8 protein-coding genes are annotated in these 16,445 nt (G+C 42.7%); all 8 read right to left on the reverse strand.

Annotation, left to right across the window (positions count from 1 at the left end):
• Positions 1–49: 49 nt before the first annotated feature.
• The gene (locus FHX64_RS04585) at positions 50–2,734 is read right to left on the reverse strand and encodes a transglutaminase-like domain-containing protein (RefSeq protein ID WP_183412629.1); all 2,685 of its coding nucleotides are present in this window, start codon (positions 2,732–2,734) and stop codon (positions 50–52) included.
• Between the two features lie 248 nt (positions 2,735–2,982).
• Complete coding sequence (locus tag FHX64_RS04590) at positions 2,983–5,601, reverse strand: glycoside hydrolase family 2 protein (RefSeq protein ID WP_183412630.1); 2,619 nt, start codon at positions 5,599–5,601, stop codon at positions 2,983–2,985.
• Between the two features lie 44 nt (positions 5,602–5,645).
• Positions 5,646–7,856 (reverse strand): glycoside hydrolase family 20 protein, encoded by a 2,211-nt coding sequence (locus FHX64_RS04595; protein WP_246392400.1) that lies wholly within the window; start codon positions 7,854–7,856, stop codon positions 5,646–5,648.
• A 98-nt stretch (positions 7,857–7,954) separates the two neighbouring features.
• Positions 7,955–9,352, reverse strand: a complete 1,398-nt coding sequence (locus tag FHX64_RS04600; protein WP_221202143.1) for an alpha-L-fucosidase — start codon at positions 9,350–9,352, stop codon at positions 7,955–7,957.
• Positions 9,353–9,429: 77 nt separating this feature from the next.
• Positions 9,430–10,878: a glycoside hydrolase family 125 protein gene (locus FHX64_RS04605; RefSeq protein ID WP_183412632.1), complete on the reverse strand. Its 1,449-nt coding sequence runs from the start codon at positions 10,876–10,878 to the stop codon at positions 9,430–9,432.
• A gap of 31 nt (positions 10,879–10,909) precedes the next feature.
• Positions 10,910–13,168 carry a GH92 family glycosyl hydrolase gene (locus tag FHX64_RS04610; protein ID WP_183412633.1) on the reverse strand — a complete coding sequence of 753 codons (2,259 nt, stop codon included), beginning with the start codon at positions 13,166–13,168 and terminating at the stop codon, positions 10,910–10,912.
• Between the two features lie 62 nt (positions 13,169–13,230).
• Positions 13,231–14,361: a glycoside hydrolase family 18 protein gene (locus FHX64_RS04615; protein WP_183412634.1), complete on the reverse strand. Its 1,131-nt coding sequence runs from the start codon at positions 14,359–14,361 to the stop codon at positions 13,231–13,233.
• A gap of 148 nt (positions 14,362–14,509) precedes the next feature.
• A complete protein-coding gene (locus FHX64_RS04620; RefSeq protein ID WP_183412635.1) occupies positions 14,510–16,444 on the reverse strand; it encodes a SusD/RagB family nutrient-binding outer membrane lipoprotein in 1,935 nt (644 codons plus the stop codon).
• Between the last annotated feature and the right edge of the window lies 1 nt (position 16,445).

Genomic DNA, 16,445 nt, shown 5'->3' on the forward strand with positions numbered 1-16,445 from the left:
ATCCAAAGCTTGCAATACTTTACAGAAATGATTTACAAGACCTTAAACATTATTCTTGAACGTTTTTATTTTCTTTTTTTCTAAGTTTCATCGAAGCCTCAATGCGTAAAAGTTGCTCTCCTATACCAATCTTGTATCCGGCAGAAAAATAATAAATCTGCCCTGCCTTATCCATTAAAAGGACAAGCGGAAGATTTGCCGGGCTTCCCTGATTGTAGATAGCCGAAATAGCCTTCACTAAATGATCTGACAAATCAATCCCCTCCAAACGATTTGCGGGCAACGCATAGGTTGCTAGTTCATTCGATTGTTGTGCATTCATCTGCGACATGGCAAAAACAAATTTCACATCTCCTTGATTGAAATAGTTGATATACGAGCCTAAATCATTAAGGATGTGTTTTGATGGTTCTTTATCAGGATCAAGTAATATCAACGCCATGTCTTTCCCTCCGGAAAGTGAAGCCAACGACACAGGTGTTGTACTATCTAACGGTTTTATATACAAATCATTCAAATTAAGTTTGCCGGATGCGGCCAATATATTTTTCGGTTGGCGCAACTGTACTTTAATCGTCGTCTCCTGTCCTTTTTTAATTTGAAAATAGGTTAGTGAACTTAACACAGAGCCGTCTTGCAACCGGTTTCCCGTAACCAAAACATAATGCCCTATCGCCAAAGGAATCTGTTGCGGGAAATCGGTCACCTTCTTATCTTCATCAAAATATAGAGTATGATACGTTCCATTCCGTAACTCGCCAATAGTAAAATGCAAGTAATATTGAGGCACCATCGGATTGTCTCCATTCAGCAAATGCAATGATCCTAATACCGGATTTGCAATTGCATGAGCAGAAAAGACGGCGCGTAGCCATTTCCCTTGTTTCATATATTCAGGAAATTGTGTCTCCGGATTCAGGCGTGCCGGTATGCCAAAAGTGCGGCATGCAGCTACAAAAAACAAATCCCGTGACTTCTTATCAGCCAATCGCATTAAAAATACGCCTTCGGGAGAAATATAGGAATGGGAATATACATTAGCATCGTCATTAATGGTTATTTGGTGTTGCATCCAATTGATCAGCACATGAATATTGTCGCGGGTTTTCAATACCATTTCATACCCGAATTGATTTGACAGGAAACTTCTCCATGCAGATAAGTTCTCCGTCGCAATTCGCGGATTGAGCACATAACGGATAAACTGGCCGTCACTGATCCCCTGCTCCCTCCCTTCGGGTCTGACAGCATAACGGAGCTGGCTTATCAGGACAGAGGCCCGTAAGTCGCTGAAGTCTTTGTCAGATAACTGAGCTGCCATGGCCAACACGTACTTGCGGGAGATTTCTGCACCTTGGCTCAGATAAGTTTCCACCTGCGCCCAGTTCCCATAGCTTTTTTGGATAAAGCCAACGACAGTATCTGAGGAAAGATGTAGCTTCTGTGCTAACGCTCCAGCCCATAGTGAATCTTTAAATGTTGCCATGTAAGCATTCCGAATCGAATCTTCGTGTGCCAGTCGCAGATCATTGTATTTTTCCTGTTGCGGCGTAACATGGGACATCACTTTTTGAGCAGGTGGCGGAACCATATAATAATCATCGGTAACATTATCCAGACTGGTTTTATCCAACACAAGCGTGAGGGAACCTGTTGTTGGCACTGACAGTTTTGCATAACCGAATATGCCGTTTTTAGATGCCCATATCAATATATCCCCCAAGCCAAGAGATAAATGTGTCTGACCCGATTTGTCCGTATATGTAGTGGCTATGGGATAGTATTCGGCATAGTTGTAAAGTTTAAACTCGACCTTTGCGCTATCAACGGGCGTCCCGTCAACATGCATTACCTTGATGGTAACATTTCTTACGGGTGCATAATTAGATGTCAAATTAAGGTTTGAAAAACGATCATTGGCAACCACAACCTGATCTTGCCCATAATAACGGCCAAACGCTCTGGAATCTGCCAGCATGATCCGTTTTACCGGCTCGCTGAACCAACCCATATCTAAATCAGGAGCAGGTTCACATGCTCCCATATAATGCCATTTGCCATTTATCCAGACTTCGACCCAGGCATGGTTATCATCCGAATGTGCCCACCGGGGCGTGTATACCTGACGTGCCGGAATCCCTACCGTTCGTAAAGCAGCCACCGTAAAGGTGGATTCTTCTCCACACCGGCCAAATGATTTGTTCATGGTGTTTAATGGTGAGCTGGTACGGTCATCGGTCCCTCTGTAGGTCACTTTTTCATGACACCAGTGATTGATTTCCAGCGCTGCTTCTTTCATGTCCAACCCTTGGATACGAGCTTTTAATATGGGATACATTTTCAACCGGAATGAATCCAAATGTTCGTTATTGACCCGCAGAGGCAACACGAAATGAAGAAACACGTCTTCAGGAATCTTTTTTCCCCATGGCATTTCTGCGCGGGCTTCTAATGTCCGTTGCACATTTTTATAGAAAAAAGAGGGTGAATAATCTGCCATATCGCTTAAGGGCATATAGGCATACAAAAAACGCATGGCCTGTTTTGCATCCTGTGTCATCGGCTTTTGCAAATAATGCCATATTTCCGTTCTGCTATGTGCAGTTAGTTTTTGCTGCACTGCCAGCATACGTCTTATATCCTGCAAACGCTCAGAATTGGAAATGAATTGCCCCCAAATGGAGCTTCCCAAAATTTGAGATAGGAACAAAATAATAAACAGCCGTGTTTTCATATGTTTATAATTGATTTTTAAAGGTCACATGGAACTCGCACATAAACATTTCTTTGTGTGTCATGCTTTATTTGTCGTGCTCGTTTCATATGATAATAATTTTATTTTAAAGGATGTATGGAACTCGTCAAAGCAATCATCTACTTGGACATGGGTTATTTTATGGCTCGTTTCCTGTCATTACGCTTATTAAAGGCTCCTTGTTTAAACATCTATGCTATACTTAGTCCTATTTTATCAAACCATCATCAAAACGATAGTTTTACCGTTTGTTCTTTTACATTCCACCCGCTTATCTGCAGAGCACATTTTTCAAAGGGTTTCTCTGACGAAATATGCACCTCCCGGGTTTCTCCAGGCAAAACAGAAAGGTAGTTATTGTCATAGAACACCGGTAAAATTCTTTTCCCTGTTGCCGGATCAACCACTGAAAGCCGGATGAAAAATGCTACCGGATTACCGGAGGGATTCGTCAATGAAACCCGAATGGATGTATCCGATAATTCTTTTGTCACCAAATGCACCTTTGCTTCCGGCATATGGCTTAATCCGGTATAATTGCCTATTGTATCGGGAATCCAGTATAAATTACCGGATAAAACATGCCGGTTTGCATCCAGTAATTGCAACTGAAGGAAACCGCCTCCTTGACGGCGCAAGGCGTCCAACTGATCTTCAACGGAAAAGAAGGGTTGTACGGAAGAGGGGCTTATGTATATGAATTGTGTGTTGTCAGGATTCTTTTTGCCATTCAGTTCTATGGTGAATTCTCTTAACATGATATTCCGATAGGGTTGAAAGGTGTTATTCACTGTCATGATCATCCCTGTTACCGGGTTGCACATTATATGCAGCGGTTCGGCTCCGCATCGTAACCCATATAAGCAGGCATTGGGATCCAGGTAATAATCATACATTTGTCCTCTTAATGCTGTCCATGGATTTTGGGTTTTCCATATGATAAAGCCTGTGTACCAATCCCACATATGAGCGCTAAAGCCTTCCGCCAACGCCCGGTATTGGTCGTAGTTTACTAATTGTGCTATTTCGCAATAATCTGCCAGTGTTTTTGGGGTGCCGTATCGTTTTATGTGATTCCCGTATCCGATAAACTTATGGTATTCCCATACCGAGTCAAGGTGATCGGAATCTGGAATCACAAGATCGTGTTCCGGGATAAAGCGTTTTAACGATTCAATATCGCCCATGCCCACAGAGCCTACTTCGGAATTAAACGGGAAGGTCCGGTCATTCCAAAAATGATCGGGATCCTGAATGCCATAGGGGCCATCGCCGTTACCGCCTAATGAATTATAGGACATGCTATCTGTATTGGAGTATTCGAAAAAGTATCGTGTCCCGTCCAGTTTTGGCAATATCGAATCTTCCAGTTGATTCAGAATATCATTGGGAGGGGTAATCTCATTCCCGCCGCACCAGAAAGCCAGGGAAGGGTGGTTGCGAAGCATCCGGATTTGATCTTTCATGGAGGCTAACACCAATGCGTGGTCATCAGGATAGTTGCGGCGTGTCCATTGGTCGTTTTTTTTCATCGGGTCTTTCCATCTGCCATTGCAATCTCCTGAAAACCAAAAATCCTGAAAAACCAATAGGCCATATTTATCACAGGCATTATAGAACTCCGGCCTTTCGGTCAACGCTCCCCCCCATACGCGGATCAGGTTCAGGTTCATTTCTTTGTGAAACCGTATTTCTGCATTGTACCGCCCGGGACTGAAACGGAGCATTTCATCTGATATGATCCAGTCTCCTCCTTTAATAAAGATCTTTTGCCCGTTCACATAGACCTTGCGGCTTCTTGTATGTTCATCCCATGATGTTTCAATTTGCCGGATACCAATGTTTTGCGATGCTTCATCCAATACCTTGTGGTTGTCGGAAATAAATTGAAAACGAACGTTATATAGAGCTTGATCTCCGTAGCCATTGGGCCACCATAAACGGGGATTCTGCAAAGTATAGTCACTGAAATGAACCATCTGCGTACTCTTTGGGAGCAGATCTACATTCTTTTTAATAACTTGATTATTAATAGTGTATTGCACTTCTCCTTTCATTTCGTCATCCGTCGGATTTTCTATGGCTATGGATGCTTTTATGATCGCCGGATCCTGTGTCCTAGCATCCGGAAACCGCTTTCCGGGAACCAGCGTTATGATATGGGGATTTTTAAGCAAGACACCTTTGGTTTCGAGAAGGGTCACTTTATCCCAGATTCCGGTGTTGCGATCGGGAATGGGCTGTATCCAATCCCATCCTGCAGGGTATTGAATGGCTACATTCCTGGCAATGGTGCCATCTCCCCCTTGTCCGCCATTGGGATTGCCTACCGGATCGGGCGGATAGACGATGACTGCCAGACGGTTTTCCCCGTTTTTTGCCAATAAGGAGGTGATGTTGTAGGATTGCCTCAAAAACATGCCGTAATGTCTTTGTTCATTTACTTTATGTCCGTTCAAATAGATATCACAGGCGTAATTAACACCGTGAAAGTTGAGATATACCTGTTCATCCCCCTGTGGAAAGGATTCTCGAAAATTATTTACAAACCAGTAGGTGTAATAATCACGTCCTGCATGGTAGATATCCGGAATCTTTTTGTTGTTCATGCCATAGAACGGATCCGGAAAGATTTTGTCGTTGAGTAATGTGGTAAGTACCGTTCCGGGTACCGTTGCCGGCAACCAATGGTGTAACGGAAATGATACGTTACTGAGTTGCGTCCCGCTAGCATGCACCTTTTCTATATTCCGGCATTGCCACCCTTTGTTCAGTTCATATTCCTGATGTGCAAATACATTCAGGAAAAATCCACATAAAATAAAAAGCAAAAAACGAGTTTTCATGATCATTATAATGTAAGCATAATCCAAAGAATCAACAGAAAGTTTTACCAAACTACAATCTCATCGGTAAACAACCAACCCCCATGCGAAGCATCTATCTCTGCAATATACCGGACAAACCGACCTTGTGCCGCTCCTGCCCAGCCAAAATTCTTAAACAATAAACCATTTGCTTTATCTGAGATTGTATTTTTAATGCGGGTCAATTCTGAAAAATTTTTCCCATCATTTGATACTTCAATAATAACGTCTTTGGGAAAATAAATTTCAGGGCCAATAGTCTGCATAAAATTAGCATGAATAGAAGACAATTTCTCTATTTTACCTAAATCGATGGTAACATCCACATTATTATTCAAAAATCCCTGCCAATGCCCATCTCCATAATCCTGTCCACCACATAACCCATCAATTAAAGTGTTTTTACCTGATCCGGGATAAGCCTGGCTATAAGGAGCATTATAAATAATCGTTTTATCAATTGCCTCATGGTAATCTAAATGCTGAATCGACACTTTCCCTTCAGGAACATTATTTTGAAACAACTGTGCTGAAACAATCTTTGATCCTTTTACCGGAAATGGTTTTTTGTAACATAACGAATGTATAGTAGGTTGAGTTCCATTAAGTGTGTAATGAATGGTGGAAGGATATTTTTCTGAATCCAAATTCACTAAAAATTCCTTCTTAGGATAATTGGCAGTATAGTTAATTGAAATTTCATTAGACAAGGTAAATGGAAGATAACCTTTCGATAATAAATAAGGGATATGCACATTGACACGCTGCTTAAAATTCTGCCATGATTTCTGTCCTGGCATGGTCCATGCCACTTCAGCAAGGGCCAATAAACGAGGATACATCATATATTCAGCATGTTCTGGTGTAGGTACGTATTCTGTCCATAAACAGCCTTCCACTCCCATGACTAGTTTAGCTTCCTGGGGAGTAAAAACTAATGGTACCGGATTGTAAGAGTACACTTTTTCAATGGGCAAGTATCCACCTATAGCTTCAGGTTGAGTTGAAGGATCTGCTTGGTAATGATCAAAGTAGCAATATTGTCCTGGTGCCATAATGACTTTATGCCCGCTTTTTACTGCTGCGATGCCTCCATCTTCTCCTCTCCATGATTCTACAGCTGCATTGGGAGCTAATCCTCCTTCAAGAATTTCATCCCATCCTAAAAGTTTTCTACCATGTGCATTCAAAAAGTTTTCAATTCGCTTAATGAAGTAACTTTGTAATTGATCTACATTAGTCAGATGCTCCTCTTTCATACGTTCCTGACATTTCGGACAGGTCTTCCATGCAGTTTTATCAGCTTCATCTCCTCCAATATGAATATATTTTGAGGGAAACAGTTTCATGACTTCGGTTAATACATTTTCAAGAAATTGAAATGTTTCTTCATTCCCCACGCAAAAAACGCTATTGGTGTATGGTTTCCCGGAACATGATAATTGTGGGTAAACAGCCAGAACTTCTTCAGAATGTGCAGGCATTTCAATCTCAGGAATTATCGTTATATATCGTTTTGCAGCATATGCTACCACATCTCTGATTTGATCTAAGGTATAATATCCCCCATGAGCCGATGAATCATTTTTATTTACATAATGACGATCAGAAGCCCACCAATTTGTCCATTTTTCTTGTTTTCTCCATGCTGCAACATCAGTCAATAAAGGATATTTCTTTATTTCAATTCGCCACCCTGGGCCATCCGTCAAATGCCAATGAAAACGATTAAGCTTATAATAAGCCATCATATCCAGTTGTTTTTTAATAAAACCCACTGAAAAAAAATTCCGGGAAACATCCAAATGAAAACCTCTGTAAGCAAAGCGTGGCCAGTCTTTTATAACTAACGCCGGCAATCTCGATCCTTCCTCATTAAATTGAATGAGTTGCAAAAGTGTTTGGATGCCATAAAATATTCCCACATCAGATGATGCCCGAATTAAAATAAGATGTTTCTTAATAACAAGTTGATACGCTTCTTTAGACACAAAAGAGGTATCTTTCGAGTCAATCCACAATTTTAACAGGTTAGCATGTTTTCTCGGCTCATTAATGAAGTGAACACGAGGAGTTGTGTTTAGATATTTAGAGAAACGTGTCACTAATGAATCAGGTAAATTAGTCCTCAGTAGCAATGGATTGTTCAAATCACAAAATGAATGGGTCAATTGCACTGATTGTGGTTGAGGAATAATATCCAAACGTGGCTTAGCCATTAGTAGCGTCAACATTCCCAATTCCAAAATAATAATGCAAAAAATACGTTTGTACTGCATATAGAGAAGAATATTTAATTCAATGAATCTATAAACATATTTCTAATTTAGGTTTAATGTGCAGCCTCCCTGTTTGATGTTTTGTCCAATTCAATTTTAAAAACTGTATCAAATAAATCTGGCCTTTCGAAAGTCTGATATACAGGCGTATTTACATTAATGAAAAAATTATTTCTTTCAGAATTTCCCCACCATGAGGTGACTGATGGCATTTCTGCCCCGGTACTCAATAAATAAACACTCTTTACCTTTTGTGTTAAGCCTTGCACATTGATTGGTCCTAGATTGAGATTCATCCAATGGGCAAACAGCGTATCTCCTTTTTGTGTATAGCGACCCCAATCGGGCTTAGCTAGTGATGCAGCTCCGCAACCATAAATACTTGCGCTGTTTTTATCCATCCATTTCCCAATGGTGCTCAAAATCTCAACGCTCTTTTCAGGTATATTACCTTCTGCATCTGGCCCTACATTCAACAGGAGATTACCATTCTTACTAACACAATTCACTAAAGATTGTATGATTAATGCCGGCGATTTCCAATTGTGGTCAAATGCGTCATAACCCCAATTGTTATTCATCGTCATGCAGGTTTCCCACGGAATGGGATTTCCATAACGATCGGTCAATCCTTTGTCAGGTATGCCTTGTTCTGGTGTTTCAAAATCACCATAACCCAAAACCCTGCCTGTTGTATCTGTTCCCTGATTAACTTCTAAGCGGTTATTCAGAATGATATCTGGCTGATATTTACGAATCATCTTCACCAATTCTTTTGCCCCCCATTTTTCCCCGCTGTAATTATCAAAGGAATAATCAAACCACAGAATATCAATTTTTCCATAGTTTTTCATCAGTTCTTCTACTTGTCCGTGCATGTATTTCAGGTAATTATTCCAGTTAAAATGATGTTTGCTATAAGCAGAATCTCCTCGTTGAGGATGATTGCCTACATTTGGATAATCAGGATGATGCCAGTCAATCAAAGAATAATAAAGACCCACTTTAATACCCTCAGCACGGAAAGCATCTAAAAATTCACGCACAATATCCCTCCCATGAAAATAATGGGAAATAGTGTAAGTCGTTAATTTACTATCAAACATGCAAAAGCCATCATGATGTTTAGCCGTGAGTACAGCATATTTCACCCCCGCTGCTTTTGCTATCTTCGCCCATTTTCTGGCATCAAAATCCTTTGGATTAAATTCTTCTACATAGCGTTCATATTGAGCGGTAGTAAGACGTTCATCAGATTTAACCCATTCTCCACGTGCAGGTACAGCATAAGCCCCAAAATGAATAAACATACCAAAACGCGCATCTCTCCACCAACGGGTACGTTCCACTATCTGATGATAATTTTTCATATAGACTGCGCTTGGCTTCTCTTGAGAAGAAATCATAAAGGAACAAAAGATCACCATGACAAAAATGTATATTTTTTTCATAATATGAGACTTAAGATTCGACACTATATTTTACATGTTACTGCCTTATAAACAATTTCATAGTTAACTGGCTATATTTATACATCAAAACTTCTTTTCAGCAGCTCGGGATACTTGTGGTCAACCGTAAGGATAAACTCCCCGAACATCGTATTGGCCCACGCAAACCATTTCCGCGTGTACTTCCTCGCATCGTCCTTCCAAAAGGATTCATGGATGAAGCCTGTCCCTGCATCCGTGTCGCGCAGGCTCTGCAGGCTGTATGCCACTTCTTCTTTTTCCATCGAGGTGATCCCCCGCATGATCAGACTCATCGGCCATATCCAGCCCAACCCTACATGGGGGCCACCTATCCCCTCGCCTGCCTTCCCCCTGAAATAATAGGGGTTGTCTTCGCTCCATACAAACCTCCGTGTGTTCTGGTAGATGGGATCGCCTTCCGGAATAAAAGGGCAGAGGTAAGGCAGGGATAGCAAACCGGGGACATTGGCATCGTCCATACATAGCTGGTTCCCGAAGCCGTCTGCTTCGTATACATATATTTCCCCGTATTCCGGATGTCGTTTCTTCCCGTACTCTTCTACGGCTCGCTTTACTTCTGATGCCAGTCTCCTGCATTTCTGTGCAAAGGAATGGTCACCCGTCACTTTATCCGATATCTCCGCTAACTGGTGTAAGGATTCAATGGCAAAGAGGTTGGAGGGAATTAAAAAGCTGAATATCGTGGCATCGTCTGATGGCCGGAAGGTGGAACAGATCATCCCCACGGGCTTGATGGGGCTGCCATAGCCGTTGTTTAATACCGTATCGCTTTGTTTGTCGGTTACCCGTGTAAAGGTGTAGGGGGTGGTGCCATCCTTGCGTTGTTGTTGTACAAAGGTTTCATAGACCCGGCTCATGGCATACTTCCATTGCTGGTCGAAGATAGTTTGGTTGCCGGTCTTCTTCCAGTAGTAATAGGCCAAGCGGATCGGGTAGCAGAGCGAATCGATCTCCCATTTCCTTTCATGGAGCTGGGGGATCATCTTCGTGTGGTCACTGTCCCATTCGCTGCCTGTTGCCCCCTTATTGAACGCATTGGCATAGGGATCGAGCCCTATGCAATAGCTTTGACGCCGTATCACGCCTTCTATCATCAGGCTGAGCTGGGGATCGTCATTGACCAGCGAAAGGTAGGGATAGACTTGCGCCGAGGAGTCTCGCAACCACATGGCATCGATATCACCCGTGATGACAAAGGTGTCGGGTTTCCCTCCTTTCATCGAAAATTCTACGGTCGTATCCAGTGTATTGGGATAACAGTTCTCAAACATCCAGGCAAGTTTCGGATCTTTGATCTTTTGCTTCATCTGCTCTATGGTGGCTTCCACGGCTTTGGACGTGAAGTTGCGTTTGCCTAAAGGAGGACGCTCTGTCTTATAACTCAGGGATTCCAGCACTCCTGCATTCCCCATCATCGATCGGCTCAGCGCTACACCTGCCAACACTATCCCACTCTTGCGTATAAAGTCTCTTCGCGTCGTCATTACTTCCTTTATTTTTTATCTATCAACTATTTCAATAATCAATGTGAGACACCGGACAATCCTTAGGTTGTGTTGCCCATGAAGATGGTTTGTCGCCCATCCGGAAGATCAGCCTGCCGCCTTGCTCTATCGTTTTCCTTGTGATGTAGGAGTAGGGATAGTCCTTCCCATTCAGCGTCGCCGATTGAATGTATTTATTGGCCTTGCTCACATCCTTCGCCTCTACCTCAAAGGGATGTCCGCTTCCTGTATGCAGTGTGATTTTCGAAAACACCGGACTCCCAATCGCATATTCTCCACTGGACGGATTCACCGGATAGAAGCCCATCGCTCCAAAGACATACCATGCTGACATCTGCCCGCAGTCGTCATTCCCGCATAGTCCCGACCGTGTGTCGGTGTACAGCGAATCCATGATCTCCCGGACCCTGTCTGCTGTTTTATAGGGTTCGCCAACGTAATCGTACAGATAGGCTATCTCATGGCTGGGTTCATTCCCCTGTGCATATTGGCCGATCATCCCGCTTACATCGGGTTCTCCCGGGTTATTATTGATAGAGGGTTGGTCAAAAAGGGAATCTAATTTGTGGGCAAAGGCTTTCTTCCCTCCGATCAGATGGACTAACCCGTCTACATCCTGCGGGGCAAAAAAGGTGTATTGCCATGAATTGCCTTCCGTAAAGTCATCACTGCCTAACCGTGATACGTCGATCGGGTTAAAGGGTTCCCGCCATTGGCCTTGGGTGTCTTTCCCCTGCAAAAAACGGGTGGCTGGGTTATAGAGATTCTTATAGTTTTCTGCACGTTGCATGTATTTCCTGTAATCAGCCATCTTCCCCAGCTTCCTGGCTACCTGTGCCACACACCAGTCGTCATAGGCGTATTCTACGGTGATCGATACGGAATTGTTTTCTACGTTATCGGGGACATAACCGTATTGATGGTAGGCTTTCATGCCCCGGATGGTATCCTCTACAGTGGCTTTCATCGCCTGGTAGGCTTCTGCTATGTTGAAATCGGGATGGCCGTGCAGGCAGGCGTCTGCTATAACCGGGATACTGTGGTTCCCGATCATGCACCAGGTCTCGTTGGAATCCAGTTCCCACACCGGGAGTCGTCCGCCTTCCTTGTACATGGCCAGCATGGATTTGACAAAATCGTCGTTGGTCTTGGGTTCTATCAGCGAATAGAGGGGGTGGGCTGCCCGGAAGGTGTCCCACAGGGAGAAAACGGTGTAGTAGTGAAAGCCTTGGGCTTGGTGTACTTTCCTGTCCATGCCCACATATTGCCCATTGACATCGCTATAGAGGTACGGGGCCAGCAGCGAATGGTACACGGCCGTATAGAACGTGCGCTTCTCTGCTGTGCTGCCTCCTTCTACTTCTATCTTCGATAATAGCTTATTCCAGCTCTTTTCTGCCGAGGCTCTCACGGCCGAAAAGTCCCATCCGGGGAGTCCCGATTCCAGGTTGGCCTTTGCATTGGCGATGCTGACGGCTGAAATGGATACCTTCACGAGTACGGGTTGGCCTGTGGTACCGGAAAAGCGTATCAGGGCTTTTTCTATTTTCCCTGTCCCTGCTGCCTTGTCTTCTTCTATCTGTCCGTCATTGTCTATGGCTTTCTTTTCTATCGGCTGGTTGAACTTGGCATAGAAATAGACATACCGGTCGTGGGCCCAGCCTGTGGATTGCCGGTAGCCTTCTACTGCGTCATCGCCTACAAAACGGATCGAAGAGGATACCGTTTTGTTCTGTATGCCCCGTCCCAGGTCGATAATCATATCCCGGTCTCCCGTCTTGGGATAGGTGTAGCGTTGCAGCGCGCAGCGTGCGGTGGCGGTCAGTTCGGCTTTGATGCCATAGCTTTTTAGCATTACTGAATAGTAACCTACACTGGCCTGTTCGTCCTGATGGCTGAAGATGGAGCGGTAGCCTTCTCCGGGATGTTCCTTACTCCCGGGTTCGGTTTTCCACCCTCCGGTATAGGCCATAAAGAGAATGTCGCCCAGATCGGCAGCACCTGTCCCGCTTAAATGGGTGAGCGAAAAACCCATCAGAGACGTGTCGCTGTCATGGTATCCCGAACACCAGTCCCACCCGTCTTCTCCTGTATCGGGACTCACCTGTACCATCCCATGTGGCAGGCATGGCCCGGGAAACGTGTGCCCATGAGCTCCTGTCCCGATAAAGGGATCGACATACTGGGTTAAATCTTGGGAATAGGAGATAAATCTATTCCCAAAAATGGATGCCAAAAGCATCATGATATAAACTACTTTATTTCTCATAATCTTAGAATTTATTATCGTTGCTATTTCTCCTGTTTAGTATTGTTCCTTCATTTTAATCGTCATTGTTTCGGAATTGAAACAGAATCCTGAACTGTTTTATAAATGGTATCCAGTAGGCCATTGTCCGGTTTATCGCATGTCAATTCCCAAAACATGATACCTCCCAGTCCTTGTTCTTTGGCATATTTTGTCTTGAGTTCTACGGATCGTTTATCATCGAATGTTCCAAAGGCATGTTTCACAGCACTGTAACAATAGGGTGCCCGGGATGCTTTATCCCAGTAGCGTACAAATCCGTTATCGGGGGCAAAGTAGGATTCAAAATCTTTATAATTAATCATGGCCGTAAACTTCCCCGGCTGGAATAAACCATGGTTGGTATCAGGCACAGCCGTCCAAACTCTGGCATAAAAGGCGGCACCAATCACAATCTTATGCATATCAACATGGATAGAATCAAGGTACTGAATGGCATGATTCACTGATTCCGGTTGGTGAGGTGAAGAATAAAGCGGGGTATGCAGTCCGGTGACTTTGCTGTAGCCATTTACCAAATCATACGACATAAGATTTACATAATTCACTAAAGGGACTACTTTGCGCCAATCAATAGAATATCTTAAATATGTATCAAAACCTCCGGCTGCAAAGCTGATGATTTTATGCTTTCCTAATTCATGCCGCAAACTTTTAATTAATTCCGTAAAGTGATGTTTATCCTCGGGCGTAAACAGATGACCCGGATATCCCTGGATAGTTGGATATTCCCAATCTAAATCGATCCCGTCCAAATGGTATTCATCCAGGATCTGCTTGGTCGACCGGGCAAATTCCCTACGCCCTCTTGCCGTCGAAAATGCGGCTGAACAGGGAGCACAACCTCCCCAACCTCCCATCGAAACCATCACTTTCAAATGGGGATACTCTTTTTTTAAGGCTGCCAACTGAAGCAGCGTGATACTGTCTGCAGGGGAATCTACGGTTAAGCGATTCTCACGTATATGCAGGAAACTATAGATCAAATGCGTCAGCTCATTCACATGATACTGGTTAATCGCCGTACCATTCCCCGTGTAATAGGCCATCACTGCCATGGGAGATTTCTCATAGGAATGATTCAACGCAGAAGTTCTTTCAAAACTAATAGCAAAAATAAGACTTAATAAGATAAATGAATAAATAAGCTTCATAAGATGTTTTACAATTTTGCATCAAGTAATGTATAGTAAGTAAAATATAGAATAAGTCATAAGCACAAATTAATTTCTAAACACTAAAATATGAAAGCCACTTGTCAAAATGGCTTTCATATTAAAAATATGCTCTTCCCAGATTCCTCTATTGCTGTTTAGCCCACCATAAAGGAGTAGATACAGCATCCGGTCCTGAAAGTAGTTTTATAGCATCCTGATATCCAGTAGGATTACTAGTAGCAAGACTTGAAGGATATTTTATCCGTTGCGGGAAGTTTTTAATGCTTGAAGTCATATAATTTGATTGTGTCAAATTAGGCAACGTAACAATTGGTTTTTCAACATCAACATTCTCAAAAAAAGGAAGCCCAAGACGACGTTGATCATTCCATGCTTCCAAAGGAAGCCAAGGCATTTCAGAAATGTATTTTTGGGTAATAATTTTAGTCAAATGATCATTATGTACCGTTCCATTCATATATAAATTATTTGCAGGATACGTAAAAGTATATGATTCAATTTGATGGGTATATCCATTCATGCATTGCATTTGTACTGTAGCAGGTGGTTCTGTCGTATTATCCCAATTAACACATGTCCCATCGCGGTTATAATCATTCGAAGCCAAATAAGTAGCAGCACTGCCTAGGCCAAAATAATCAAAACTTGCCTGGACACCATCCTCATAAGCAGTTTTTGCATCTATTCCAGCATTCCAACCATATAAAGCACCTTCAGCTAAAAGAAAATATGTTTCGGCAGGTTGGAAGAATACACGATGACTGGTTCCATTACGATACTGCATAGCAAGGCCAGGGCAAGTGCCGGGATAGGAATAAAAATTACTATTATTGTATTTATTCAAATCTCCCCATTCTCCACTAGTAGTTCCATTCCATGTAAAGGCACGGTCAACATGGATTGTATCTGTATTGACACCGGCTATAGGATATAGTAATCCAACAGTATCTTCTGCATAATTTCCCCATGTTGGATAATTACAAAAAGTAGGACTCTGAAAATCTCCTGGAATATAAAATGTTTTCAAAGCACGTGGATCTAAAGCATAAGGTAAACCATCAAAACTGAATCCTCTCGACGGATCATTCGTATAATACGGCAAATGCTTGTCATATTTGATTCCCATCCAGTTTGCAGGTTTAACGTGTGGTTGTGCAGCAGCATCTACCAATGTAGAAGTTGGAATACCTCCAAGACCAAAATAAATATTAAATTGCGTTTCCGAAAGAGACTGAATATCCCATTGTCTTGTCATCACTCCAGTCAATGCATCCCAGCCATTATCTTCAACCACTTGGAAAATATCAGATTGTTGAGTAATAAGTGGTAATTTCGCAGCAGCTTCAAATTCAGCCTTCGCTTTTGCAGGATCCACCTGAGCAAGCCTCATAGCCAATCGTAATCGCATGGAGTCACCATATTTAACCCATTCTCCACAGTTAAAACCGTATGCTTTATCCAGACCTGCATCAGAAGGTTTAGCTGTAACCGTTAAATCCATTTTAGATGTAGCATCATCTAATTCTGATAGAGCATAATAGTAAATATCCTTTACACTATTAAACTGTGGATTTGTACCTTGAAAAGCTCCAATAAGAGGCAGAGGGCCAAATAGGTCAGCAGCTTCTGTCATTAAATAAGCTCTCCAAATACGTGCCATTTGAACCACATTGTTTGTCCACGCATCGCTAGTTCCAGCTTTAATTTGGGCTTCACCAATCGTAATAGCATTAGTAGCATTATCAAGCCACCCCGAAACATACGAATAATATTGACTTGACCAGTCATCCATATTATAATCAGATGTAATGCCTTGAGTCCCATATTCATCACCTTCCTGATGTGCAGCGACTTTCCAGTATAATACAAAAGCCCGCTCTGCAATATTTGGATCTTGTTGGGCCCCAACTATAGCATTATTCAAAAAATATTCCGCTTTTACCTGGCTGGCATTTGCAGCCATGGGATTTACATTAATTTGTTCAAAATCAGAACACCCTGCAACAACGAGAAATATTATTACAGCTGCCAAATATTGAAATCTTAGATATTTTTTCATG

The sequence above is a fragment of the Microbacter margulisiae genome, assembly GCF_014192515.1.
Taxonomy (GTDB): Bacteria; Bacteroidota; Bacteroidia; order Bacteroidales; family Paludibacteraceae; genus Microbacter; species Microbacter margulisiae.